Source organism: Arthrobacter sp. Y3223151, assembly GCF_059091125.1.
This window is the reverse complement of record NZ_JBNHGI010000001.1, coordinates 533,523-557,249: the sequence shown is the minus strand read 5'-3', so window position 1 is coordinate 557,249 and position 23,727 is coordinate 533,523. Positions and strand designations below refer to the sequence as shown.

The following is a 23,727-nucleotide window of genomic DNA, read 5'->3' as shown; positions in this document are numbered from 1 at the left end:
GAGGGTTCCCGCGTTCCGGACGGACCGGCCCGCCTTCGGGTGCAGTCCCGCGTTCCGGAGCGGTTCAGTGGGTGATGAGCGGGCTGAGCGTGGCGGCGCGTTCGGCCGTTCCCTCCGCACCGAGCGACTCCAGCCAGTTACCGAGCATCAGGTAGCCGCCTTCGGTCAGCACCGATTCTGGATGGAACTGCACGCCCCACAGCGGCGCGCTCCGATGGGCCAGGCCCATCACGACTCCGCTGTCCGTCTCCGCGGTGATTTCGAGTTCGGCCGGGATGGTGCTGCGCACGGCCGCCAGCGAGTGGTAGCGGGTGGCCGTGAACGGGTTCGGCACGCCCAGGAAGGCGTTCTGGTCGCCGTGAGTCACGTGCGAGGTCTTCCCGTGCATCAATTCGGGGGCATGGGTGACGGTGGCGCCGTAGGCCTCGGCCAGCGCCTGGTGGCCCAGGCACACGCCGAACATCGGCTTTGCTTCCCGGCCGCACCAACGGATTAGCTCGATGCAGATGCCCGCCTCGGACGGCGTTCCCGGGCCAGGGGAGACCAAGACCCCGTCGCGGACTCCGGCCAGTTCAACAGCTTCCTCGAGGGTGACGTCGTCGTTGCGCACCACGGTCGTTTCCGCGCCGAGTTCCTGCAGGTAGCCGACCAGGGTGTAGACGAAGCTGTCATAGTTGTCGATGACGAGGATGCGCGGAGTCTTGCTCATGTGACGGTCGTACCAATCGTGGAATGGTTCCGGAACGGGGGGACTGCGGGGGCCGGTCGGCACCTCGTCGGGGGAACGGGAGCCAAGGCGGCAACAGCAGCACTCACACTATGATCGGTCCCGCGCGGTGATCCCGGCAAATGCGCGGCGGCGAACGTCACAGACATTGGCTAGACTAAACAGCTAGACGGTCGGCGGCGGCGGACTCGCGTGAAGCTCGCGGCCCCGGCCAGCCAGTGCCAACCACCCCTTGATGCCCCGGAGGATCTGTGCCCGAGTCGAAGCGCCGCAAGAGGACCGAACGGCGTCCCGAGGAATTGACCGCCAAGGGCAATAAGCCCAACCCCGTGTGGTTTAAACCGGTCATGTTCGGCCTCATGATCATCGGCCTGCTGTGGATCATCGTTTTCTACATCACGCAGGGAGCGTGGCCGCTGCCGGCAGCAGGGTCCTGGAACATCATGATCGGGTTCGGCATCGCCATCGCGGGCTTCCTGATGACGACCAGGTGGCGCTCGTAGGCAGTCATGCTGGTCGATAACGGCATCTACGTCGACGGCGTCCGTGCCGCCACGCCCGAAACCCTGGAGCAGACGTTCAGCGAGCTGCACCGGTACTCGGGCATGGCGTGGATAGGCCTCTACCGGCCGAGCGAGACGGAGCTGGCCTCTGTGGCAGCGGAGTTTGACCTGCACCACCTGGCCGTCGAGGACGCCTTGCGCGGCCACCAGCGCGCCAAGCTGGAACAATACGGCCGCACGCTGTTCACCGTCCTCCGGCCCGCGCGCTACATCGACGAGACCGAGAAGGTGGAGTTCGGCGAACTGCACGTCTTCATGGGGCGGGACTTCCTGATCACCGTCAGGCACGCGGAGTCGCCGGATCTGGCGCACGTGCGGCAACGGATGGAGGCCGTGCCCGACCTGCTGGCGACGGGGCCGCAGGCGGCACTTTACGCGGTTTTGGACCAGGTCGTCGACGAGTACGAACCCGTGGTGCTCGGTTTGGAGAACGACATCGACGAGATCGAGGACCAGCTCTTCGGCGGCGATCCCGACGTTTCCCGACGGATCTACGAGCTGCTGCGCGAAGTAATCGAGTTCCAGCGGGCCCTGCACCCGTTGGAGGGGATGATCGCTGTCCTCGAACGAGGCACCAAAGACCCTGACCTGGACCTTGAGGTGGCCCGCGGCCTGCGCGACGTCGAAGACCATGTGATCCGGCTGAACGAGCGCGTCGACGCCTTCCGTGCCGTCCTGCAGAACGCCCTGAGCCTGAGCTCCACCTTGCAGGCCCAGAAGCTCACCGAAACCAGTGTTGCCCAGAACGAACAGGTCAAGCGCATCTCGTCCTGGGCGGCCATACTCTTCGCCCCGACGTTAGTGGCGTCCGTCTACGGGATGAACTTCACGGTGATGCCGGAACTGGACTGGGCGTTCGGCTACCCGATGTCGCTGGTCCTGATGTTCCTGACGGCCCTCGGGCTTTACTGGTTCTTCAGGCGCAACCGATGGCTCTAAGGCCCGCCTGGCCGGGGGCAGATGCGCCGGGAGCCCGCTCCCGGCGATACGGGAACGGGCCCCCGTCAGGGCGGCTGCCGGGGACGCTCAGCCGGCGTCTGCGGCGGCCATCACGGCAGCGGTAACGGCCGGGGCGACCCGGGCGTCCAGCGGGCTGGGGATGATGTAATCGGCCGCTAGGTCTTCCCCGACGATTCCCGCGATTGCCTCGGCCGCGGCAACCTTCATGGTCGAGGTGATGCGGCGGGCACCCGCGTCCAGTGCGCCGCGGAAGATGCCCGGGAAAGCCAGGACATTGTTGATCTGGTTGGGGAAATCGCTGCGGCCGGTGGCCACAACCTTGGCGAACTTTGCGGCGGTCTCCGGGTGTACTTCCGGATCCGGGTTGGACAGCGCGAAGATGATGGCGTCGTCGGACATCTTCTCCAAGGTCTCTTCCGGGATCGTGCCGGAGGAGACCCCGATCAGCACGTCGGCCCCGTCGAGTGCCTGCGCGCTGCCGCCGGTGACTCCGCGCGGGTTGGTGCGGGCAGCGTAGGATGCCTTCACCTCGGTCAAATCGCCGCGGTCGCTGTGGATGATGCCGCGCGAATCGAGCAGGGTAACGTCGGCAACGCCGGCCGCCAGCAGGATTTCGGCGACGGCGATGCCGGCCGCGCCCGCACCGGAAATGACCACCTTGAGCGACGCCAGCTCGCGGTTGACCACCCGGGCGGCATTGGTCAGCGCCGCAAGGGCTACGACGGCGGTGCCGTGCTGGTCGTCGTGCATGACCGGCATGTCCAGGGCCTCGATGAGGCGGGCTTCGAGCTCGAAGCAGCGTGGGGCCGAAATATCTTCAAGGTTGACGGCGCCGAAGCTCGACCGCAGCCGCACCAGGGTCTCAATGATCTCGTCGACGTCGGTGGTCTCGAGTACCAGCGGGATGGAGTCCAGCCCGGCAAACTGCTTGAAGAGGGCAGCCTTCCCCTCCATCACCGGCAGTGAGGCAGCCGCACCGATGTTGCCCAACCCCAGCACCGCGGTGCCGTCGGAGACCACCGCCACCAGGCGCGAGGCCCACGTGTACTTCCCGGCCATTTCCGGGTCGGCGTTGATGGCACGGCTGACTTGGGCCACACCCGGTGTGTAGGCGATGGAGAGATCGCGCTTGGTCTCCAGCGGTGCGGTGAGGCCAATCTGCAGCTTGCCGCCCTCATGGGCGCTGAAGATCTGCTCGCGGGTGAGGTCGATTCGTGTGGAGTTGCCGGTTTCGGTAGTCACGTAGTGTCCTTCTGTTGTTCCTTCCCTTCACGGGAGGGCGCGTGGATGGCCCGGCCTGCGGCAGGCCGACAGGAAGCAGATCCTCCGAGAGGCCGCGGCTGGCCGTTCACAAGGCATGGGGCGCGGCGCATTCGATCCGACTATCGCCTGGGTCCGGGACGGCCGCGTGGCCCCGTGGCTGGTCGAGCGAGGGGACCGGATTTCAAGGCTACCTGACGGCCGGTTCGCAGGGTCTGCATATGTCCTCGGTCGGCCGTTTGTTTCGCTTTTTCCACCGTAGTGCCTGGCCATTTGCAGGGGCTGCAGACTTAGTTGTCCACGTTTTCACAGTTGTAGACCGAAGTTATCCACAGGCGTGCATAACTTTGGGGATTACTTCCGTCCATCCCTTCTCTCCGCCGCCAGTGCGTTATCCACAGCTGTGGAATTACATGTGTGTAACTTATCCTCACTGTGGATAGCTCCTGTGGATAACATCGTTTCACCGACGGGAGAGGCTCAGAACTTTCCACAGCTCACCCACAGGATGGGGAAAGCGCGCGGTTGCACAGCACGCACGCCGGGGAGTCGGAGGGAGGGAGCGAGGGTGCCCGGCGGGCACAGCGGAAGCCTGCAGTTGCCCCCGGGCGGGGACGGCCCGGGGATTGCCAGTCCGGCAAACGGGGACCACACAGGAAAGGCGGGCAGGAATCGCGTCCACGAGGACACTGTTCCTGCCCGCCTTGGCGGAAAGCCGGCCTGGGTTACGTCAGCGCCCTCAGGGCCGTGACCGCCACCAGCAACAGGAGTATGGCGGCCAGCCCCGTGAACTGGACAACGCTTCGGTTCTTTCCCCTCGGCGCGTAGGCCAGCACCACGGCGGACAAGGCACCAACCAGCAGTCCGCCCAAGTGCGCCTGCCAGGCAATGCCGGAGACCACGAAGCCGAGCACCGCGTTGATGCCGATCAGCACCAACAGCGATCTGACCTCGCCGCCGCGTTGCCGCTGCACGATGAACAGTGCGCCGAACAGGCCGAAGATGGCCCCGGAGGCGCCGACCACGGGGATGTTGGGGGCGGAGAGCAGGAGTACGCCGACCGAGCCGCCGAAGCCGGACAGCAGGTACAGCGCAAGGAACCTCAGCCGCCCCAACAAGGGCTCCAGGTGCCGGCCCAGGATCCACAAGGCGTAGAGGTTGAAGGCAATGTGCAGGAGGAAATTCGGCGAATGCAGGAAAGCCGAGGTGATCATCCGCCACGGTTCCGGCGCGTAGAACGGATTCGGAAGGGTGTAGACCGGCGCGTACAGAAACTTTTCGGTGAAGCCGGGAACGACCCACTGCAGCAGATAGGCAACGGCGCAGATGCCGATCAGGGTCAGCGTGACCATCGGACGGCCGACTGCGGCCACCCCGCCATAGACGGTCCGGACAGTCGGCATGCTGCGCGCCGCTTCGTTGACGCAGTCGACGCACTGGACGCCGACCGACGCCGTGCGCTGGCATTCCGGGCAAGCCGGGCGTCCGCACCGTTGGCAGCGCACGTAGGAGACGCGGTCCGGATGCCGCGGGCAGACGGGGACATCGGTCTGCGGCGGTTCGGCCGGCATTCCGTAGGACATGGAGGCGCTCCTGCTGGGAAAAGGTCCCCGCCCGGGTTCCGGGCGGGGACATTAGGCAACTTAGAGCTGCTCGACCGTGATGTTCTTGATGACCACGTCTTCCAGCGGCTTGTCCCGCTGGTCGGTAGCCACCGCGTTGAGGGAATCGACAACGGCGCGCGAAGCTTCGTCCGTGACGTCGCCGAAGATCGTGTGCTTGCCCTGCAGCCAGGTGGTGGGGACGGTGGTGATGAAGAACTGCGAGCCGTTGGTGCCGCGGCCGCCCTGGATGCCGGCGTTGGCCATGGCCAGCTTGTAGGGCTCGTTGAAGTTCAGGTCGGGGTTGATTTCGTCGTCGAACTGGTAGCCCGGGCCGCCGATGCCCTGGCCCAGCGGGTCGCCGCCCTGGAGCATGAAATCCTTGATAATGCGGTGGAAGATGACGCCGTCGTAGAGCGGTGCGTTGGTCTCTTCGCCGGTCTGCGGGTGCTTCCAGGTGATCTCGCCGGTGGCCAGCCCGATGAAATTCTTCACGGTTTTCGGGGCGTGGTTGCCGAACAGGTTCACCACGATGTCGCCGTGGTTGGTGTGGATAGTGGCTTTAGCTGTAGCGATAGCAGTCATGGCACCATTCTTCCACGGCGATTCCCGACGGTTCCCGCCAGCGGCGGGTTCCGCGATGAGTGAAAATGCCGCGCGTTTCATCGCCGGCGTAGCCGTCGGCAAGTGCAGGAAGTAGGCTGATGAACGACCGTCACCATTTCCGGGAGGTAGTAGTGAAGAAGACCAAACGAATAGCGCACGACTCAGAAGGCAATGTTTTTGTCCTCGTGGGAACAGCCAAGGACTGGGCCTCTCCCAAGATGGCAGCCGCGCGGAACTGGGCCGTCCCGCGGATCGAAAAGGGCATTGAGACGGCTTCACCGCGCATTCAGGGGGGACTGCAGAAGGCCGCCAAGGATCTTTCCCACTCCGTAGTGACTGTGACGCCGAGGATCCAGGAGGGACTGGACAGCCTGGCGCCGAAGATTTCCCACGCTGTGGATGAGGCGGCTCCGCGCATTCAGGAGACCCTGGACCGGGCGGCCCCCGCCATCACCCATGCCCGGGACAAAGTGGTCGACGAGTACATCCCGACCGTCTCCGCACGGCTCGGCGCAACCGCGGACCAGGTGGCCAAGACGCTGGACAAGACTGCGCTGCCCGTTTCGGTGCAGGCCGCCGTCGTCAAGGCGGGCGGATCCAAGCGGGCCCTCAAGAAGGCCCAGAAGGCAGCCGCCGGGCATGCCAGGAAGGCTGCCAAGGAGCTGAAAAACCAGCAGAAGTCCGGCGGCGGCGGCAAGGGTTGGCTGATCGTGGGCATTCTGGCCGCGGCGGTGACGGCGGGAGTGGCCGCATGGCGCGCTGCTCGGCCGGTCGAAGATCCGTGGAAGACGCCGGTCCAGCCGACGGCTGCGACTCCGGCACCGGGTCAAACCTCCACGACCCCCGCTCCGTCGAGCTCGACCTCCACGTCGACTTCGACCTCGACCGGTACCGCCGCGGCTGCCGAGACCGCAACAGCCAAACATGCTGCAGCCCCGGCCGCGTCGGATGCCGCAGCGGGAACTTCGGTCTCCGATAAGGGTTCCGGGGCCGCGGCAGCCACGGCCAAGACGACCGGCAACGGCCCCACCCGCTCCGCGCGGGCGGCCGGCCAGAAGGCCGCCGAAGCAGCCGACGCTGCCGCCGAGAAGGACACCAAGAAGTAGTTTTCCTTCAGCACACGCGGTAATGGGAGCTCCCCGATGGGGGGCTCCCATTTTGCTCTCCCGTCCCACCCCTTTCATGACCGGCTTCCCGGCCTCCCGGCAAACCTGCTGATAGATTTCATGCCGTGAGAAGTGCTGCGCCCAGCGTGTCGATCGTCATCCCGGCCTTCAATGAAGAGTCGGTCATCCGCCAATGCATTTACGCCGCGGTGTGCCAGTCCGTGCCGCCGTGGGAAATCATCGTCGTGGACAACAAATCGACCGACGGGACAGCGGACCTGGTCCGCGCGATGCAGGACGAATACCCCGATGTTCCCCTGATCCTGCTCGAGCAGGATGCGGAGCAAGGCCTGATCCCCACGCGCAACTTCGGTCTGGACCATGCCACCGGAGAAGTCCTGGGCAGGATCGACGCTGATTCCGTCCTGGAGCCCGACTGGGTTGAGCGCGTGCAAGCGGCTTTCGCCGACCCGGAAGTGATGGCCTGCACCGGTCCGGTGCTGTACTACGACATGCCGCTGCGGCGCTTCGGCCTCCAGGCCGACGACCGCCTGCGCCGCTTCGTCCTGAAACTGGCCAAGAAGCAATATCACTTCCTCTTCGGATCCAACATGGCCATCCGCCGCGGCGCCTGGGAGATTATCCGCAACGAGGTCTGCCGTGATGAGGCGGACGAGATGCACGAGGACATCGATATCTCCGTGCATCTGGCCGATCACGCGCTCAGGATCCAGTACGTGCCGGGAATGATCAGCGGAATGTCGGCCCGGCGGCTGGAGGATTCGCCCAAGGACTACCGGTATTACGTCACGCGCTTCGACCGGACGTACAACGTCCACAAGATCGACCGCCGCATGGCGCGGGTGCCGATGCTGATTTTCATGAGCGTCTACTACCCCGCGAAGCTGCTGCGCCGGGTTCACCAGGCCCGCACGCAGGTCCGCGTGACGCGCGGCGGGCTGTAGCCGCTAGTCCGTCCCGGGTCCGCTGGCTTCCGGCACCGGGTTCCGTGCCTGCACCTTGGACCTGTTCTGGGAGAGCACGACGGCGGCCAGGCCCGCCAGGATCAGTGCCAGCCCCGCGTAGGTGCCCCACGGAAGGGTCTCGCCGAGGAACACGCCCGCCAGGGCAGCGGCTCCGGGGATTTCCAGCAGGATGATCATTGAAACCACCAGCGGACTCAAGACAGCCAGCAGATGGTTCAGCACCGAGTGACCCAGCAACTGGGCCACCACGGTCACGGCCAGGATCCCGGCCCAGGCCTGGGGCGGGAACCCTGTGAGCGGCTGTCCGAAAGCCAGCGCCATAGCCAGCAGGATGAGTGCGCACAATCCGTAACAGATGGTGGTGTACGGCCCGGTCGACAGCCGGCGCCGCACCCGGCCGCCGGCCATCGTGTACACCCCGGCCATGGCCCCGCCGACCAGGCCGAGCAGGTCGCCCAGCAGCGCCTCGCTGGAGAGCCGCAGATCGAACCCGGAGATCACCAGCACGCCGGCGAACGCGAGCCCAACACCGCACAGGATCAGCCGGGACGCCTTAATACCGCGCAGCCGGTTGAACAGGACGATCCACGCCGACTGCAGGCAGACCAAAGCAGTCGCCGCCGCCACCGAGGTCAGCTGCAACGCGGTGATGAAACAGGCGAAGTGGAGCGCCAGCGCGACGGCCGCCACCGCGCTGAAGCAGATGTCCGACGTCGTCAGCTTCCGGAACTCCTGGCGCCGGCCGATCGCCGAGGGTACCCCCATCACGACGGCGCCGATGATGTTCCGCCAGAACGCGATGGCCAGGGCGGGGGCGGCAGTGGCAGCCATGATGGGCCCGGACGCGGAGATGCCGAGCACAGCCAGCGTGGCCAGGAAGATGATCACACCTTCAGCCTAGGGGTGAACCCGGCCAACCCCCATCCCGCCGCGGACGCAGCGGGGGACCGGACGCAGCGGGGGCGGGGTAACGCAGCGGGGGAGCAGCAGGGGGGCGCGAACGCAGCGAGGCGCGAACGCAGCGAGGCCCCGATCCGTAGATCGGGGCCTCGCATTTCCGGTGGAGGCAAGGGGACTCGAACCCCTAACCCCCTGCTTGCAAAGCAGGTGCGCTACCAATTGCGCCATGCCCCCGGAGGGTCCGGCCGGTGGGACCGGGATGATGCCAGAGTCACTCGACCTTGTCGGTCGCGCGGCTCCAAGCGGATTTCTCCGCTTCGGATTCCTGCCACTTCTTGTACACGAAGACACCCGCGGCCGCGGCTGCCATCAGCAGCAACTTCTTCACGGTGTCCTCCCGACATCGGTGGGATCAGTCATCCGTGGGCGTACCAGGACTTGAACCTGGGACCTCTTCGTTATCAGCGAAGCGCTCTAACCGCCTGAGCTATACGCCCCCTGCCCTTGCGGGCCGAGATACGACTTTACAGTACGCCGGGCCGGAACTTCAAATCCGCTCAGTCGTCCGTCAGCGTGACCCCGATGCCGCCGACCAGCGTCGCCGAGATGTTGTAAAGCACCGCGGACAGCATGGCCAGCGCGGTCAGCAAGACCACGTTCACGACGGCGATGATGGTGGCGAAGGACGCCACCTGCCCCAGCGAGGCATAGGACCGCAGGTCGAATCCGCCGCCCTCGGTGCCCGCGACTTCCGTCAGCAGCCCGTTGACCCGGTCAAAGATGCCCGTGATGTCCAGCGTGGTCCAGAGGACGATGGAGGCCACCACGGTGACGATGCCGAGGGCAACGGAGAGCAGGAAGGCCATCTTCAGCACCGACCACGGGTCGACCTTGCTGACCAGCAGGCGGGCGCGGCGGACCTTGGCCTTCGGAGCCGGGCGCACGAGTCCCGGACGGGCGGGCTGGCCGGCCGGGCGCTGTGCGCCGGTGGCCGGACGCTGTCCGCCGTTCGCCGGGCGCTGGGCCGGGCGTGCCGGCGTGCCGCCGCTGCGAGTGGTAGCCCGGGGCGCGTTGGCCGGCTGCGGGCGCGTGCCCGGCCGTGGCGTTTTAGGTGTACTCACTCGTTACCTCCGTTTTCCGGCGCCGGCGTTTCGGCTGCGGACTGCGTCATGTCTGCGTTCAACGGTACTTCATCGGTTGCCTGCTGCGCAGATTCGGCGTCGGTTGTGCCGCCGGTTTCGGGACCTTGGGGCACCTCCGGCGTGTCGGTGTCTTCCTCGTCGGCGGCCAGGCCTCGTTCGGAGTTCCTGGCGACGGCGATGATGCGGTCCTTCTTATCCGGCTTGGCGAAGATGACGCCCATGGTGTCGCGGCCCCTGACGGGGACACCGGCCACGGAGGAGCGGACCACCTTGCCGCTTTCCATCACCACCAGCACCTCGTCTTCCTCCTGCACAATGAGTGCGCCGACCAGATGCCCGCGTTCTTCCTGGTACTTGCCCACCTTGATGCCCAGGCCGCCGCGGCCCTGGACCCGGTATTCGCCGGCCTTGGTCCGCTTGGCGTAACCGCCGGCTGTCACGATGAAGACGTAGGAGTCCTCGCGCAGCACGCCGGCCACCAGCAGTTCGTCGTCCTCGCGGAACTTCATGCCGGTCACACCGGACGTGGCGCGTCCCATGGGCCGCAGTGCCTCGTCCGTCGCGGTGAAGCGCAGGGACTGGCCGCGCCGGGACACCAGCATCATGTCGTCGGTCTCGGCGACCAGCCGTGCCGAAACGAGCTCGTCGCCGTCGCGCAGGTTGATCGCGATGACGCCGGCGGAACGGTTCGTGTCGTAGTCCTCCAGCCGGGTCTTCTTGATCAGGCCGCGTTTGGTGGCCAGCACCAGGTAGGGGGCCTGCTGGTAGTCCTTCAGGTCCATGACCTGGGCAATGTGCTCGTCCGGCTGGAAGGCCAGCAGGTTCGCCACGTGCTGGCCCTTGGCGTCGCGGCCGCCTTCGGCCAGTTCGTACGTCTTGGCCCGGTATACCCGGCCCAGGTTCGTGAAGAACAGCAGCCAGTGGTGCGTCGTGGTGACGAAGAAGTGCTCGACCACGTCGTCGCCGCGGAGCTGGGCGCCGCGTACTCCCTTGCCGCCTCGCTGCTGGGACCGGTAGTTGTCGCTGCGGGTGCGCTTGACGTACCCGCCGCGGGTGATGGTGACCACCATCTCCTCTTCGGGGATGAGGTCTTCCATGCTCATGTCCCCGCCGTAGCCCATCATGATCTGGGTCCGGCGGTCGTCACCGTACTTGCCGGTGATCTCGGCGAGTTCCTCGCTGACGATGCTGCGCTGGGCTTCTTCGGACGCGAGGATGCGGTTGAACTCCTGGATCATCCGCTCGAGTTCGGCGTGGCGGTCCTGGATCTTCTGCCGTTCCAGCGCGGCCAGCCGGCGCAACTGCATGTTCAGGATGGCCGAGGCCTGGTCCGTGTCGATGTCCAGCAAATGCATCAGGCCGTCGCGGGCTTCTTCCGTGGTGGACGAGGCGCGGATCAGGGCGATGACTTCATCGAGCGCATCCAGGGCCTTGAGCAGGCCGCGCAGGATATGCGCTTCTTCCTCGGCCTTGCGCAGCCTGAAGCGGGTTCGCCGGACGATGACTTCCAGCTGGTGGGTAACCCAGTGGCGGATAAAGGCGTCGAGGGTCAGGGTGCGGGGCACCCCGTCGACGATCGCGAGCATGTTGGCCGCGAAGTTCTCCTGCAGCGAGGTGTGCTTGTAGAGGTTGTTCAGCACCACCTTGGCCACGGCGTCGCGCTTGAGCACGATCACCAAGCGCTGGCCCGTGCGGCCGGAGGTCTCGTCGCGCAGGTCGGCGATGCCGGCGACCCTGCCTTCCTTGGCCAGCTCGGCGATCTTCATGGCCAGGTTGTCCGGGTTTGCCTGGTACGGAAGTTCCGTGACCACCAGGCAGGTCCGGCCCTGGATTTCCTCCACGTTGACCACGGCGCGCATGGTGATGGAGCCGCGGCCGGTGCGGTAGGCGTCCTCGATGCCCTTATGGCCCAGGATCTGAGCGCCGGTGGGGAAGTCGGGGCCCTTGATCCGCTGGATCAGCGCTTCGAGGAGTTCTTCACGACTGGCGGTGGGATTGTCCAGGTACCACTGGACGCCGTCGGCCACTTCACGCAGGTTGTGCGGCGGGATGTTGGTGGCCATGCCGACGGCGATGCCCGAGGAGCCGTTGACCAGCAGGTTCGGGAACCGGGCGGGCAGGACGGTCGGTTCCTGGTTCTTGCCGTCGTAGTTGTCCTGGAAATCGACGGTGTCCTCGTCGATGTCGCGGACCATTTCCAGCGCCAGCGGAGCCATCTTGGTTTCGGTGTACCGCGGGGCGGCCGCGCCGTCGTTGCCGGGCGAGCCGAAGTTGCCCTGCCCCAGCGCCAGCGGGTAGCGCATGGTCCAGTCCTGGATCAGGCGGACCAGGGCATCGTAGATGGCCATGTCGCCGTGCGGGTGGTACTGGCCCATGACCTCGCCCACCACGCGGGCGCACTTGTTGAAGGAACGCTCGGGGCGGTAGCCGCCGTCGAACATCGCATACAGCACCCGCCGGTGCACCGGCTTGAGGCCGTCGCGGACGTCCGGCAGGGCGCGCCCGACGATGACCGCCATGGCATAGTCCAAATAGGACCGCTGCATTTCGGTCTGGAGGTCAACCTGCTCCACCCGGTCGGTCAGGATTTCGCCCTCGATCGGCTCATCGCCGGTGCCTGCGGGCAGGTCGGGCGTCTCTTCGTCGCTCATCGTTTAAGTTTCCTTTGCGTCAAAACTTGGTGCGGCCCGGTCAGCGGCCGGTGGCCGGCTGCGGCGGGGCTAAATGTCGAGGAAGCGGACATCCTTGGCGTTCTGCTGGATGAAGGTGCGCCGGGATTCGACGTCTTCGCCCATCAGGATCGAGAAGGTCTGGTCCGCGGCGGCGGCATCCTCCATCGTCACCTGCAGCAGTGTCCGGTGGTCGGGGTCCATGGTGGTGTCCCACAGCTCCGTGTAGTCCATTTCACCGAGGCCCTTGTACCGCTGGATGCCGTTTTCCTTGGGCAGCCGCTGGTTGTTCGCCAGGCCGCGGCGGACGGTCTCGTCCCGCTCACGGTCGCTGAAGACATAGTCGTGGGGGTGGTTGGACCATTTGATCCGGTAGAGCGGCGGCTGCGCCAGGTAGACGTAACCGTTCTCGATCAGCGGTCGCATGTAGCGGAACAGCAGGGTCAGGAGCAGCGTGGTGATGTGCTGGCCGTCCACATCGGCGTCGGCCATCAGCACGATCTTGTGGTACCGGGCCTTCTCCACGTCGAAGTCCTCGCCGATGCCGGCGCCGAACGCGGTGATCATGGCCTGGACCTCGGCGTTGCCCAGCGCGCGGTCCAGCCGGGCCCGCTCCACGTTCAGGATCTTGCCCCGCAGCGGCAGGATGGCCTGGGTCTCCGGGTTCCGGCCGCGGACGGCCGAACCGCCTGCGGAGTCACCCTCCACGATGTAGATTTCCGACTTGGATGGATCACGGGACGAGCAGTCCTTGAGCTTGCCCGGCATGCCGCCGGATTCGAGCAGCCCCTTGCGCCGGGTGGATTCGCGCGCTTTCCGGGCGGCCAGCCGGGCCTGCGAGGCCTGGATCGACTTGCGGATCACGTCGCGGGCCGGCCCGGGATTGCGCTCCAGCCAGTCGCCGAGTTCGTCCGTGACCACACGCTGCACAAAGCCCTTGGCCTCGGAGTTGCCCAGCTTGGTCTTGGTCTGGCCCTCGAACTGGGGCTCGCCCAGCTTCATGGAGATGACGGCGGTGAGGCCCTCGCGGATGTCGTCGCCGGTGAGGTTTTCTTCCTTCTCCTTGATCAGGTTCTTCTCGCGCGCGTAGCGGTTGATCAACGAGGTCATCGCGGCGCGGAAGCCTTCTTCGTGCGTGCCGCCTTCGTGCGTGTTGATGGTGTTCGCGTAGGTGTGGACGCTCTCCGAGTAGGAGGTGGTCCACTGCATCGCGACTTCCACCGAGAGCTTGCGCTCCGTGTCCTCGGTCTCGAACGCGATGACCTCGGGGTGGATGACCTCCACCTTCTTGGAGGAGTTCAAGTGCGTGACGTAGTCCAGCAGGCCGTTGTCGTACTTGTAGACCACCTGGCGGTGTTCGGCCGTGGTCTCGACCTCGGTGCCGGGCGTCGTGTCCAGGTCCACGTCCTCGGCGTCCGGTGCGTGGACTTCCGGACGGCGCTCATCGGTCAAAACGATTTTGAGGCCCTTGTTCAAAAAGGCCATCTGCTGGAAGCGGGCGCGCAGCGTTTCGAAGTCGAACTCGGTTGATTCGAAAATCTCCGGGTCCGCCCAGAAGGTCTGCGAGGTCCCGGTCTCGGTGGTCTCCTCGCCGCGGCGCAGGTCGCCCACCGGGAGGCCGCCGTTGGCGAAGGACTGGTGCCACACGTAGCCCTGCCGGCGGATCTCGGTCTCCACCCGCGCGGACAGCGCGTTGACCACCGAGATGCCGACGCCGTGCAGGCCGCCGGAGACCGCGTAACCGCCGCCGCCGAACTTGCCGCCCGCGTGCAGGATGGTCATCACGACCTGGACGGTCGGTTTGCCCTCGGTCGGGTGCATGTCCACGGGAATGCCGCGGCCGTTGTCCACCACCCGGACGCCGCCATCGGCCAGCAGCGTGACGTTGATGGTGTCGCAGTAACCGGCCAGCGCTTCGTCGACGGAGTTGTCCACAACCTCGTACACGAGGTGGTGCAGCCCGCGCGGACCGGTGGAACCGATGTACATGCCCGGGCGCTTGCGGACGGCTTCCAGGCCTTCAAGGACGGTGATGTCGCTGGCGTCGTAGTGCTTGCCGTCGTTGCCCTCTGTCATTTGGGGTTCTGCGCCGGTGTTTTCCAGCTCATTGTCCTCTGCCACAGTTGCCGTTGACTCCTTGTGTTCCGTCCGGGGGACTCGTGTGTCGGCGCCCTTCCGGATAGAGGACGGGCGCCGCCTAGTCAATTCTACCGTGTCAGGGCGGTGAATCCTGCACGAACATGGCTCTATGCGGCACGGAAACCGGGTTTTGACGCCGCCGCCGGGTGCCCGATGGGACCGTGTATGTCCGCGGACGTCTCCAGCGTCCTACACGCCGTCTAAGCGAGCCGGTGCCGGCTGCTTCCGGCCGGCCTCCCGCGAGGGGCGAAATCAGCCGTAAGTGTCCCGCGGTCCGCGGCCGCTAACGGACCTCTTGCCCTTGCGCCAATTGGGCGCTGCCGGCGCCAGCACCTGGATTTTAGTGACGACGCCGGGGCCCAGCTTTTCGTCGAACCGCTTCAGCAGGGCACTGCTGAGCAATCGCAGCTGCGTGGCCCAAGCCGTTGAGTCGCAGCGGACCTGCACCGTGGTTTCCTCGAAGCTCTCCGGCCGGCAGTGGGCGGCGATGTCCGCGCCGACCAATTCATCCCACCGCGAAATGACCGATCCGACGGCCACCGGGGAGTTCCAGCCGCGTTCCGCGACAAACCGGTCGAACACGCGCCCCAAGCCCTGGGGGTCGCGGCCGAAGTCCTGCGGGCCGGCGGACGGCCGCGCCCCCCGGGATGCGCGGCGGCGGCTGTTGGCCCTCGTGCGCACGTCGCCGCGGGCCGCCGCTGCAAGGCGCACCCGGTTCAGGACGGCTTTCGCGGCGTCCAGGTCTTCGACAGCTCCTTCGTCACGGGACGGCTCCGCTCCCGCCGGTCCCGCGGGCGGGGGAGGCACCGCCGGATCGGGCAGGCCCGGCCGCCGTCCCGCCGGCTCTGCCGGCTCCTGCGGCCGGTCCCGGTCAGGCGGTTTCCTGGCCATTGGCCACGCCTCCCGGCACCACCATGAACTGTTCCCCCGCCAACGCGTCGGGGATGTCTTCGGCCACCGCGGCAGTGACGATCACCTGCTCCGCCCCGGCCACGATGCCCGCGAGCCTTGACCGACGCTGGTTGTCCAGTTCGGCGAAGACATCGTCCAGGATCAGGACGGGAGTCGCGCCGGGCGTAGCGTCGTCGTCGCAGAAGACGTAGTACGAGGCCAGCCGGAGGGCCAACGCCAGGGACCAGGTTTCGCCGTGCGAGGCGTAGCCCTTGGCCGGTGCCTGTCCCAGCAGCAGCTCCACCTCATCGCGGTGCGGCCCCACCAGCGAGATGCCCCGCTCCGTTTCCCGCTTGCGCTGCTGTTTGAAGGCGGCAAGGTAGAGTTCCGCCAGTTCGGCCGTTCCCAGGCTTGCCAGCGGCGGAAGGCCCGCCCCGCCGTCGTTCTCCACCTCGCCGTCATCCGACAGCTGGCTGTGGATGGTGGAGCGGTAGACGGCGGCCGCATGTTTGGAGCCATCGGTGAGGGCGGCGTACGCCGCGTCCAGGTGCGGCTGCAGCAGGTCCACCAGTTCCAGCCGTGCCTTCAGCAGGGCGGCCCCGGCCTGTGCCATGTGCTGGTCCCACACCTCCAAGGTCGCTTCGTGGGCGGCGGTGAACCGTCCGCTGGCGCGCGCCGATTTGAGCAGGGCATTGCGCTGTTTGAGGACGCGTTCAAAATCGCTGCGGGTGGCCGCATGGTGCGGAACCAGGCTGGCCAGCAGCTCATCGAGGAAGCGGCGCCGGTTGGACGGGTCGCCTTTGACCAGCGCGAGGTCTTCGGGGGCGAAGAGCACCGTGCGCAGGTGCCCGAGAATTTCCCGCGCACGCACGGGGTTGGCTCGGTTGATCCGGGCCCTGTTGGCCCTGCCCGGAGTGATTTCCAGTTCCAGCGAGGTGCTGCGCCCGCCGCGGTCCACCCGTGCCCGCACCAGCGAACGCGGTTGGTCGAACCGGATGAGGGGTGCGTCATTGCTGACCCGGTGTGACGAGAGCGACGCGAGATAGCCGATGGCCTCGACAATGTTGGTCTTGCCGACCCCGTTGGCTCCGACAAACACCGTAATGCCGGGCTTCAGGGCGATGTCGAGCTGCAGGTAGGTGCGGAAATCGGTCAGGGACAGGTATTCAACAAACAATGCGTTACAGCTACTTCGACTCGTTGCGGGGGCCGGCCTGGTCTTGTGCGGGCTTTCTGACAGCGTGTCCGCCAAACTGGTTACGGAGGGCAGCCACCATTTTCATGGCGGGCGCGTCGTCTTGGCGCGACGCGAACCGTGCGAACAGGGCGGCGGTGATGGCCGGGGCCGGGACACCGTGTTCGATGGCCTCCTCGACAGTCCACCGGCCTTCACCGGAATCCTCGACGTAACCGCTGACCTGGCTCAACCCCGGATCCTCGTCGAGGGCCTTCACCATCAGGTCCAGCAGCCAGGACCGGACCACCGTCCCCTTTTGCCAGGCCCGGAAGGTGCCCGGAACATCCTTGATGATGTCCTTGGCTTCCAGCAGTTCGTACCCTTCGGCGTACGCCTGCATCAGCCCGTATTCGATCCCGTTGTGCACCATCTTGGTGTAGTGGCCGGCGCCGACGTCGCCCACGTGGGCGAAGCTTTCCTCCCGGGGGCCCTCCGGCCGCAACGCGTCGAAGACCGGCATCGCTGCCTGGACAAGGTCGGCGCTTCCGCCGGCCATCAGGCCATAACCGTTCGCCAGGCCCCAGACGCCGCCGGATACGCCGACATCAATGAAACCTATCCCGCCTTCGGCCAGGAGGGCTTCGTGCTTTTGGTCTTCGGTGAACTTCGAGTTGCCGCCGTCGATCACCAGGTCTCCGGCGGAGAGCTTGCCGGCCAGCTCTGTGATGACCGTGTCGGTGACCTCACCGGCGGGCACCATGACCCACACGGTGCGTGGAACCGGCAGGGCCCGGATCATTTCGTCAACGGTCGCGGTGTCACTGACCTCCGGGTTCCGGTCATAGCCGGTTACCTCGATGCCGCCGTCCCGGAGCCGCTGCCGCATGTTGAAACCCATCCGGCCCAAGCCGATCAGTCCGATGTGCATCCGAGTCACTCTTTCCTCTCGTCCATGGGTCGGCGGGGTATTACTGGTTGGGCAACCTCACCGGCATGAGCAGGTACCGGTAGTCTTCCTTGTCGTCGCCCTCGAGGTCGTCCTGGGCGGATATGACCGCAGGCTTCGGCGGCGTGGTGAAGGAAAACCGGACGTACTTGCTGTCAAAGGCGCTCAAGCCTTCGGACAGGTAGTGCGGGTTGAAGGCGACGGTGATTTCGTCGCCGGAGAGCGACGCTTCGATCGCCTCGGACGCCTGGGCGTCTTCGCCGGTTCCCGCGTCCAAGGTCAGGAGACCGTCGGTGAAGGCCAGCCGGACCGGGGTGTTGCGCTCGGCCACGAGCGACACGCGGCGGACGGCTTCGATCAGTGTGGTCGTTTCGACTGTCGCATGGATCGGGGTGTTGTCCGGGAACAGTGAGCGGATCTTGGGGTAGTCGCCGTCCACCAGCAGCGAGGTGGTGCGGCGTCCGCCGCTTTCGAAACCGATCAGTTCGCTGTTGTCCGAAAGCGCGATGTTCAGGTCGCCGGAGCCGCCCAACGTTTTGGCTACTTCGCTCAGAGTCTTGGCTTTGACCAGCGCGCTCGTGGAAATGCCCGGTGTGGCCGGACGCCAGGACAGCTCCCGGAGGGCCAGGCGGTAGCGGTCGGTGGAGAGCAGAGTGATCAGGTCGTCTTCGATTTCCATCCGGACGCCGGTCAGGATGGGCAGGGTGTCATCGCGGCTGGCCGCGATGATTACCTGGCTCACGGCCTGGGCGAACGCCTCTCCATCGACGACCCCGCTGACTTCCGGCAGCGCAGGGAGTTCCGGATAATCGCCTTCGGGCATGGTGGCGAGGTTGAACCGGCTGTTGCGGCAGGTGAGGGCAACCTTCGAACCGTCGGTTTCGATATCGACAGGTGCCGACGGCAAGCTTCGGCAGATGTCCGCCAAGAGGCGTCCGGAGACCAGGATGGTGCCTTCTTCAGTGACGTCTGCCGGGATCTGGAGACGGGCTGAAATCTCGTAGTCGAAGCTGGCAAGGCTCACCATGCCGCCTTCGGCCCGGATGAGCAGGCCCGACAGAACGGGGACAGGCGGACGTGGTGACAGGGAACGGGCTGTCCATGTCACGGCTTCCGCCAGAACATCCCGATCAACTCTGAACTTCACTGAAGTAAGCCACCTTTCACAACGAACATGCCGGGGAAGACCGCCTGCGTCTGGCCGGGGTGCAGCGAGTGGGACTGCGAACACCAGGTTGAAGCAGATGGCAACGATTCTCTGTGCAAGCTTAGCCGCAGCAACCGTCATTGCGCACCGAGAGTGCGCAGAGGTCCTGATCGGCCGATTCGGCACGGTGCGTGGGAACCGGAACAGGGTCAAATGTTATTTGGAAGAACATCAATAAATGGGATTCGTAGTGTTAATAACTGCTGTGGATACTGTGGAAAACCCCGGTACAGCCTGTGCCTGAGCCGAAGTTGGGTGTTCACAAGATGTGCAGGGCGGTCGTGGCAAGCACTGACAGCCTGTGGACGCAGATCCTTGTAATTTCGGGCGTCCACAGGGGGCAGGGCACTTTTCCTCTTAAGGACTCGGGTTGTCCACTTAAGAATCCACAACCTTATCCACACCTGTTAATTTCACCGGTGTAGTACCCGGCAGGGCCGCCGCAGCCGCCGGGGAAGCTAGCTTTCGCGCTGTTGCTGCTTGATGCGGTTGGTCAGCTCCGTGACCTGGTTGTAGATGGCTCGACGCTCGGCCATCAACTCACGGATCTTCCGGTCGGCGTGGATGACGGTCGTGTGGTCGCGGCCGCCGAGTTCCTGGCCGATTTTCGGCAGGGACATGTCGGTCAGTTCGCGGCACAAGTACATGGCAATCTGGCGGGCAGTTACCAGCGTCCTGGTCCGGGACTTGCTGGTCAGCTCCTCCATGCTGAGCTTGAAGTACGCGGCGGTCTGGCCAAGGATCGTGGCCGACGTGATCTCCTGTGCCCCTTCGTCGGTGATCAGGTCTTTCAGGACTATCTCGGCGAGACCCATGTCCACTGCCTGCTGGTTCAGGCTGGCGAACGCAGTGACGCGGATGAGCGCACCCTCGAGCTCGCGGATGTTGGTGGAGATCTTCGAGGCGATGTACTCGAGGACCTCATCGGGGACGGACAGCCCCTCGCTGATGGCCTTCTTGCGCAGAATCGCAATACGGGTCTCCAGCTCCGGCGGCTGGATATCGGTCAGCAGTCCCCACTCGAACCGGGACCGCATGCGTTCCTCGAAGCCGGAGAGCTGTTTCGGCGGCAGGTCGGAAGTGATGACCACTTGCTTGCTGTGGTTGTGGAGGGCGTTGAAGGTATGGAAGAACTCCTCCTGCGTCGCATCCTTGTTGGCCAGGAACTGGATGTCGTCGATCAGCAGGATGTCGACGTTGCGGTACAGCTGCTTGAAGCTGGCGCCCTCATCGTCGCGGATGGAGTTAATGAAGTCATTCGTGAACTCTTCCGAATTCACGTACCGGACGCGGATGCTGTTGTAGAGATGGCGCGCATAGTGCCCGATGGCGTGCAGCAAGTGGGTTTTTCCCAGACCCGAGTCGCCATAGATGAAAAGCGGGTTGTAGGCCTTGGCCGGCGCTTCGGCCACCGCGACGGCCGCCGCGTGGGCAAAGCGGTTGGAGGAACCGATGACGAAGGTGTCAAAAATGTATTTCGGGTTGAGCCTGCCCAGTTCCGGGGAAGCGGCCTGCGCCGCCGGCTGGGGCAGTGCTTCGCTGCGCACGACGGCCGGGGCCGGGCGGGGCTCCTGTTCAGGTTCCGGTTCCGCCTGCGGAGCCATATCCGTGTCGACGCTGAAAGCGCAGAGAATGTCGTCCTTGAAGACTTCGAACAGGGCGTCGTGCAGAGGGTCTTTGAGCTGTTGCGACTGGAAGACTTCGCGTGTCAGTTCGTTGGGCACGGCCACCAGCAGGGTTGTACCGATCAGGCCTTTGGCCTGCGCCAACACGATGAAGCCACGCTGCCGGGGGGAGACACGGTCGTCCTGTTCCAGCGTCCGGACCACTTTGCGCCAGGAACTTCCGACGTCATTTATCTGGTCCGTGTCCACGTAGTACCCCTCAGAAATGCTCAGCATGCTTCGGCATTTGCCGACAGCCCGCCCGAAATCCACAGACTTATTCACAGACGGTGGATAAGGGGCTCCTGCCAAGAGTAGAGCATGAATCTGCTGGACGACAGTTGGGATCCAGGCCCCTGTGGACGTCGCTTTAGGGAGGAGCTCCGGCCGCCCAAAGCGGCTTTGGCGTGGAGTTGTCCACAGGGGTTATCCACGGAAACGCCCGGGTGCGGAGAGGGCCGGTTTGACGGTACTCGCCGCCATCGCCTAACGTTGACTAGTCCTTCATGTCTACTTTGTTGTCCTTGTGCGTCCAACGCCCCTGGCAATGGAATAGACCCCATATAGAGCGCCGACCTGTTCTTCCCCCTTGTTGCAATGGGTCCAACCGCATCTGTCGATCGTCTTGGAGTAACCACCGTGAGCAAGCGGACTTTTCAGCCGAATAACCGCCGTCGTGCCAAGAAGCACGGCTTCCGCCTTCGCATGCGCACTCGCGCCGGCCGCGCCATTCTGGCCGCACGCCGCAGCAAGGGCCGCACCGAACTGTCGGCCTAAATAGCCAGTTTGTCGACCCGGCTGTGAGGTTCAGTTCCCGCAGCGGCGTGTTTCGGCGGGCTGGGTAGCACATGCTTCCCAGCCAGCACCGGATGCGCACATCGGCGGACTTCTCAACAACTGTACGTTCCGGCGCCCGCTCAGGGCGCCGGAACTTAGTGTTATATGCGGCGGCAGCAGACCCGGCCCGACCGGCATCTTTTGGCTTTATTGTCTCGAAGGCCGTCGGGAACGCCGTCATGCGCAACCGCGTTAAAAGGAGACTGCGGGAGCTGGCAGCAGCCGGCTTAAGGGAGAATGGGTATTCCCGAGGGATCACCGTGGTTGTGCGGGCCCTTCCGGCAGCTGCCGACGCAGACTTCAACGCTTTGGAACTGGATTACCGGAAGGCTCTCAAGGCCGCCCTCGGCAAGTTGACCTTAACGCGCACCGCCACGACGGAAGCTGCGCACGGAGAGAAGGGGAGAGCCGAATGAGTGCCCGTGCCGTACCGGTTCCCGCCCATGCCGCCGTGCCCAGGAGGACCATGAGTCCCCTGCAGTATGCGCTGATCGGCGTGCTGCGGGTGTACCGCAAACTCGTTTCGCCCCTGTACGGCCAGGTCTGCCGTTTCTTCCCGTCCTGTTCCGCGTACGCATTGGAAGCAGTGACGGTCCACGGCGCCGCCAAGGGCAGTTGGCTGGCCGCCCGCCGCCTGCTCCGTTGCCACCCATGGAACCCCGGCGGCGTGGATCATGTTCCGGCGTCTGTATCCTTCAACCTGTGGCTGCAGGAGAACCCTTCCAGAATCCCCCGGATCGTGGAGCTTAACCACCCACTCATTCCGGCCGACGATGAAGGCCGCGGCGCGGCCCGAGGAGCAAATCAGTAATGGACTTCTTAAACACCATCCTGACCCCGTTCACGTGGGTCGTCTCCGGGATCCTGTGGGCCTTCCACGCCGGCTTCTCCTGGCTTGGGATGGACCCGGCCAACGGCTGGACGTGGACGTTCTCAATCATCGGGCTGGTGCTGGTGATCCGCGCAGCCCTCATTCCGGTCTTCGTCAAGCAGATCAAGGCCCAGCGGGGGATGCAGGCACTGCAGCCCGACCTCCGGAAGCTGCAGCAGAAGTACAAGGGAAAGACCGACCAGCTGTCGCGTCAGGCCATGACGCAGGAGCAGATGGCGCTGTACAAGAAGCACGGCACCAACCCGTTCTCGGCCTGCCTGCCGATGCTGGTGCAGATGCCGTTCTTCTTCGCGTTGTTCAGCGTGTTGAACAACGCATCGCGCGCCAGCGAGAACGGCGAGGGCATTGGCGCCCTGTCGCCCGAACTCATCCGTCAGTTCGACGACTCGTCCATTTTCGGTGCGCCGCTTTCCGCATCCCTCCTGCACGGCGGCGGGGGCGAGCAGCAGGTCGCCGTGGTCATCCTGTCGATCATCATGATCTTGGCGATGACTGCCTCGCAGTTCATCACGCAGAAGCAGATCATGGCGAAGAACATGTCCGCCGAAGCAATGCAATCCCCGTTCATGAAGCAGCAGCAGATGATGCTCTACATCCTGCCTCTCGTGTTCGGCATCGGCGGCATCAACTTCCCCATCGGTGTGCTGATCTACTGGACAACCACCAACGTGTGGACCATGGCACAGCAGTTCTTCGTGATCCGGCGCATGCCCACTCCGGGTTCGCAGGCTGCCCGCGAACTGGCAGAACGCCGTGCCAAGAAGGGCCTGCCGATGGTACCGCTGCTGGGCGAGCGGAAGACCGAGGCGCCGGCGGCCGATTCCCCGGCAGAGGTGAAAGGCCAGCGCCAGCAGCCACAGCGGAAGAACAGGAAGAAAAAATGAGCAGCGAAAGCGTATCCGAAGTGACTGAAGAACTTCCCGACGAAGAGGCTGCAGCGGACGAACAGCAGGAGGAAGCTGTTTCGAATTCTGCCAAGCGTCTGGAAGAAGAAGGAGACGTAGCTGCGGACTACCTTGAGGAGCTTCTCGACATCGCCGATATCGATGGGGACATCGACATCGAGGTCCGCAACGGCCGCACCTACATCTCGATCGTCTCCGAAGAGGAAGACAACGACGCGCTCAAGGCGCTCGTGGGACCGGATGGCGAAGTCCTCGAAGCCTTGCAGGAGCTGGCCCGGTTGTCGGTTCTCACGACGACCGGCAACCGTTCCCGCCTGGTCTTGGACATCACCGGCTACCGCGAAGGCCGCAGCGAAGAACTGCAGAAGATCGCTGAAGACGCCGTCGCCGAAGCCAAGGAGACGGGCCGCGATGTAGCGCTCGAGCCGATGAGCGCGTACGAGCGCAAGATCGTCCATGACGCGGTTGCCGAGCTAGGCCTGATCAGTGAATCCGAGGGCGAAGGATCCAACCGCCACATCGTGGTGTCGGTAGAGTCCTGATCATGTC

At 65.1% G+C, this 23,727-nt stretch carries 23 protein-coding genes and 2 tRNA genes; 9 read left to right on the top strand and 16 right to left on the bottom strand.

The genetic code is table 11. The features are described 5' to 3' along the window. Positions 1–64: 64 nt before the first annotated feature. The gene (locus AC5RUP_RS02675) at positions 65–709 is read right to left on the bottom strand and encodes an anthranilate synthase component II (protein ID WP_494001214.1); all 645 of its coding nucleotides are present in this window, start codon (positions 707–709) and stop codon (positions 65–67) included. A 269-nt stretch (positions 710–978) separates the two neighbouring features. Between AC5RUP_RS02675 and AC5RUP_RS02670 the strand changes: the two genes are divergently transcribed. Both AC5RUP_RS02670 and AC5RUP_RS02665 read left to right on the top strand, forming a co-directional pair. After that, positions 979–1,230 (top strand): cell division protein CrgA, encoded by a 252-nt coding sequence (locus AC5RUP_RS02670; RefSeq protein ID WP_494001213.1) that lies wholly within the window; start codon positions 979–981, stop codon positions 1,228–1,230. 6 nt (positions 1,231–1,236) lie between these two features. After that, positions 1,237–2,229, top strand: coding sequence for a magnesium and cobalt transport protein CorA (locus AC5RUP_RS02665; RefSeq protein WP_494133115.1), 993 nt, complete (start codon positions 1,237–1,239; stop codon positions 2,227–2,229). A gap of 87 nt (positions 2,230–2,316) precedes the next feature. On the opposite strand, the gene AC5RUP_RS02660 is transcribed toward AC5RUP_RS02665, so the two are convergent. The 3 genes from AC5RUP_RS02660 to AC5RUP_RS02650 form a co-directional block, all read right to left on the bottom strand. Beyond that, on the bottom strand, positions 2,317–3,492 hold the full coding sequence (locus AC5RUP_RS02660) for an NAD(P)-dependent malic enzyme (RefSeq protein ID WP_494153493.1): 1,176 nt from the start codon (positions 3,490–3,492) through the stop codon (positions 2,317–2,319). Positions 3,493–4,235: 743 nt separating this feature from the next. After that, entirely contained in the window at positions 4,236–5,093 is an 858-nt protein-coding gene (locus AC5RUP_RS02655) for a rhomboid family intramembrane serine protease (protein ID WP_494153492.1), read from the bottom strand. Positions 5,094–5,153: 60 nt separating this feature from the next. Beyond that, positions 5,154–5,696 (bottom strand): peptidylprolyl isomerase, encoded by a 543-nt coding sequence (locus tag AC5RUP_RS02650; RefSeq protein ID WP_494001209.1) that lies wholly within the window; start codon positions 5,694–5,696, stop codon positions 5,154–5,156. A 119-nt stretch (positions 5,697–5,815) separates the two neighbouring features. Between AC5RUP_RS02650 and AC5RUP_RS02645 the strand changes: the two genes are divergently transcribed. Beyond that, positions 5,816–6,823, top strand: a complete 1,008-nt coding sequence (locus tag AC5RUP_RS02645) for a hypothetical protein (RefSeq protein ID WP_494153491.1) — start codon at positions 5,816–5,818, stop codon at positions 6,821–6,823. A gap of 125 nt (positions 6,824–6,948) precedes the next feature. After that, complete coding sequence (locus AC5RUP_RS02640; protein ID WP_494153490.1) at positions 6,949–7,788, top strand: glycosyltransferase family 2 protein; 840 nt, start codon at positions 6,949–6,951, stop codon at positions 7,786–7,788. A gap of 3 nt (positions 7,789–7,791) precedes the next feature. On the opposite strand, the gene AC5RUP_RS02635 is transcribed toward AC5RUP_RS02640, so the two are convergent. The 12 genes from AC5RUP_RS02635 to dnaA form a co-directional block, all read right to left on the bottom strand. Continuing rightward, a complete protein-coding gene (locus AC5RUP_RS02635) occupies positions 7,792–8,697 on the bottom strand; it encodes a DMT family transporter (protein ID WP_494153489.1) in 906 nt (301 codons plus the stop codon). A 173-nt stretch (positions 8,698–8,870) separates the two neighbouring features. Next, positions 8,871–8,943: transfer RNA gene (locus AC5RUP_RS02630), tRNA-Ala, on the bottom strand. A 37-nt stretch (positions 8,944–8,980) separates the two neighbouring features. After that, positions 8,981–9,097: a DLW-39 family protein gene (locus tag AC5RUP_RS02625; RefSeq protein ID WP_493978246.1), complete on the bottom strand. Its 117-nt coding sequence runs from the start codon at positions 9,095–9,097 to the stop codon at positions 8,981–8,983. Between the two features lie 35 nt (positions 9,098–9,132). After that, positions 9,133–9,206, bottom strand: a tRNA-Ile gene (locus AC5RUP_RS02620). Positions 9,207–9,266: 60 nt separating this feature from the next. Next, the gene (locus AC5RUP_RS02615) at positions 9,267–9,830 is read right to left on the bottom strand and encodes a DUF3566 domain-containing protein (protein ID WP_494126420.1); all 564 of its coding nucleotides are present in this window, start codon (positions 9,828–9,830) and stop codon (positions 9,267–9,269) included. Then, positions 9,827–12,502, bottom strand: a complete 2,676-nt coding sequence (gene gyrA, locus AC5RUP_RS02610; RefSeq protein ID WP_494154113.1) for a DNA gyrase subunit A — start codon at positions 12,500–12,502, stop codon at positions 9,827–9,829. The genes AC5RUP_RS02615 and gyrA overlap by 4 nt, the downstream gene beginning before the upstream one ends. Positions 12,503–12,571: 69 nt before the next feature. Beyond that, on the bottom strand, positions 12,572–14,596 hold the full coding sequence (gene gyrB / locus AC5RUP_RS02605; RefSeq protein WP_494013768.1) for a DNA topoisomerase (ATP-hydrolyzing) subunit B: 2,025 nt from the start codon (positions 14,594–14,596) through the stop codon (positions 12,572–12,574). 315 nt (positions 14,597–14,911) lie between these two features. Further along, positions 14,912–15,550, bottom strand: coding sequence for a DciA family protein (locus AC5RUP_RS02600; RefSeq protein WP_494158248.1), 639 nt, complete (start codon positions 15,548–15,550; stop codon positions 14,912–14,914). Next, positions 15,531–16,727, bottom strand: a complete 1,197-nt coding sequence (gene recF, locus AC5RUP_RS02595; RefSeq protein ID WP_494153612.1) for a DNA replication/repair protein RecF — start codon at positions 16,725–16,727, stop codon at positions 15,531–15,533. Before recF ends, AC5RUP_RS02600 begins: the two co-directional genes overlap by 20 nt. A gap of 10 nt (positions 16,728–16,737) precedes the next feature. Further along, on the bottom strand, positions 16,738–17,664 hold the full coding sequence (gene gnd / locus AC5RUP_RS02590; protein WP_494153611.1) for a phosphogluconate dehydrogenase (NAD(+)-dependent, decarboxylating): 927 nt from the start codon (positions 17,662–17,664) through the stop codon (positions 16,738–16,740). A gap of 31 nt (positions 17,665–17,695) precedes the next feature. After that, positions 17,696–18,820 (bottom strand): DNA polymerase III subunit beta, encoded by a 1,125-nt coding sequence (dnaN, locus tag AC5RUP_RS02585; RefSeq protein ID WP_494001329.1) that lies wholly within the window; start codon positions 18,818–18,820, stop codon positions 17,696–17,698. A gap of 518 nt (positions 18,821–19,338) precedes the next feature. Then, on the bottom strand, positions 19,339–20,781 hold the full coding sequence (gene dnaA / locus AC5RUP_RS02580; RefSeq protein ID WP_494065519.1) for a chromosomal replication initiator protein DnaA: 1,443 nt from the start codon (positions 20,779–20,781) through the stop codon (positions 19,339–19,341). A gap of 402 nt (positions 20,782–21,183) precedes the next feature. Here dnaA and rpmH point away from each other — a divergent pair, with 402 nt between their 5' ends. The 5 genes from rpmH to AC5RUP_RS02555 all read left to right on the top strand — a co-directional run bounded on the left by rpmH (position 21,184) and on the right by AC5RUP_RS02555 (position 23,720). Beyond that, positions 21,184–21,321, top strand: a complete 138-nt coding sequence (gene rpmH / locus AC5RUP_RS02575; RefSeq protein WP_127513203.1) for a 50S ribosomal protein L34 — start codon at positions 21,184–21,186, stop codon at positions 21,319–21,321. Positions 21,322–21,392: 71 nt separating this feature from the next. After that, complete coding sequence (gene rnpA / locus AC5RUP_RS02570) at positions 21,393–21,797, top strand: ribonuclease P protein component (RefSeq protein ID WP_494001199.1); 405 nt, start codon at positions 21,393–21,395, stop codon at positions 21,795–21,797. Between the two features lie 50 nt (positions 21,798–21,847). Continuing rightward, positions 21,848–22,192 (top strand): membrane protein insertion efficiency factor YidD, encoded by a 345-nt coding sequence (gene yidD, locus AC5RUP_RS02565; RefSeq protein WP_494065369.1) that lies wholly within the window; start codon positions 21,848–21,850, stop codon positions 22,190–22,192. After that, positions 22,192–23,157: a membrane protein insertase YidC gene (yidC, locus tag AC5RUP_RS02560; protein WP_494001197.1), complete on the top strand. Its 966-nt coding sequence runs from the start codon at positions 22,192–22,194 to the stop codon at positions 23,155–23,157. Before yidD ends, yidC begins: the two co-directional genes overlap by 1 nt. Continuing rightward, complete coding sequence (locus tag AC5RUP_RS02555; protein WP_494001196.1) at positions 23,154–23,720, top strand: Jag family protein; 567 nt, start codon at positions 23,154–23,156, stop codon at positions 23,718–23,720. The genes yidC and AC5RUP_RS02555 overlap by 4 nt, the downstream gene beginning before the upstream one ends. Positions 23,721–23,727: the final 7 nt, after the last annotated feature.

Coding starts and splice junctions, on each gene's coding strand:
- AC5RUP_RS02645 (WP_494153491.1), top strand. CDS start 5,816: ATGAACGACCGTCACCATTTCCGGGAGGTAGTAGTGAAGAAGACCAAA.
- gyrA (WP_494154113.1), bottom strand. CDS start 12,502: ATGAGCGACGAAGAGACGCCCGACCTGCCCGCAGGCACCGGCGATGAG.
- yidD (WP_494065369.1), top strand. CDS start 21,848: ATGAGTCCCCTGCAGTATGCGCTGATCGGCGTGCTGCGGGTGTACCGC.
- dnaA (WP_494065519.1), bottom strand. CDS start 20,781: ATGCTGAGCATTTCTGAGGGGTACTACGTGGACACGGACCAGATAAAT.
- AC5RUP_RS02675 (WP_494001214.1), bottom strand. CDS start 709: ATGAGCAAGACTCCGCGCATCCTCGTCATCGACAACTATGACAGCTTC.
- AC5RUP_RS02600 (WP_494158248.1), bottom strand. CDS start 15,550: ATGGCCAGGAAACCGCCTGACCGGGACCGGCCGCAGGAGCCGGCAGAG.
- yidC (WP_494001197.1), top strand. CDS start 22,192: ATGGACTTCTTAAACACCATCCTGACCCCGTTCACGTGGGTCGTCTCC.
- gyrB (WP_494013768.1), bottom strand. CDS start 14,596: ATGACAGAGGGCAACGACGGCAAGCACTACGACGCCAGCGACATCACC.
- AC5RUP_RS02665 (WP_494133115.1), top strand. CDS start 1,237: ATGCTGGTCGATAACGGCATCTACGTCGACGGCGTCCGTGCCGCCACG.
- AC5RUP_RS02650 (WP_494001209.1), bottom strand. CDS start 5,696: ATGACTGCTATCGCTACAGCTAAAGCCACTATCCACACCAACCACGGC.
- rnpA (WP_494001199.1), top strand. CDS start 21,393: ATGCTTCCCAGCCAGCACCGGATGCGCACATCGGCGGACTTCTCAACA.
- AC5RUP_RS02655 (WP_494153492.1), bottom strand. CDS start 5,093: ATGTCCTACGGAATGCCGGCCGAACCGCCGCAGACCGATGTCCCCGTC.
- AC5RUP_RS02555 (WP_494001196.1), top strand. CDS start 23,154: ATGAGCAGCGAAAGCGTATCCGAAGTGACTGAAGAACTTCCCGACGAA.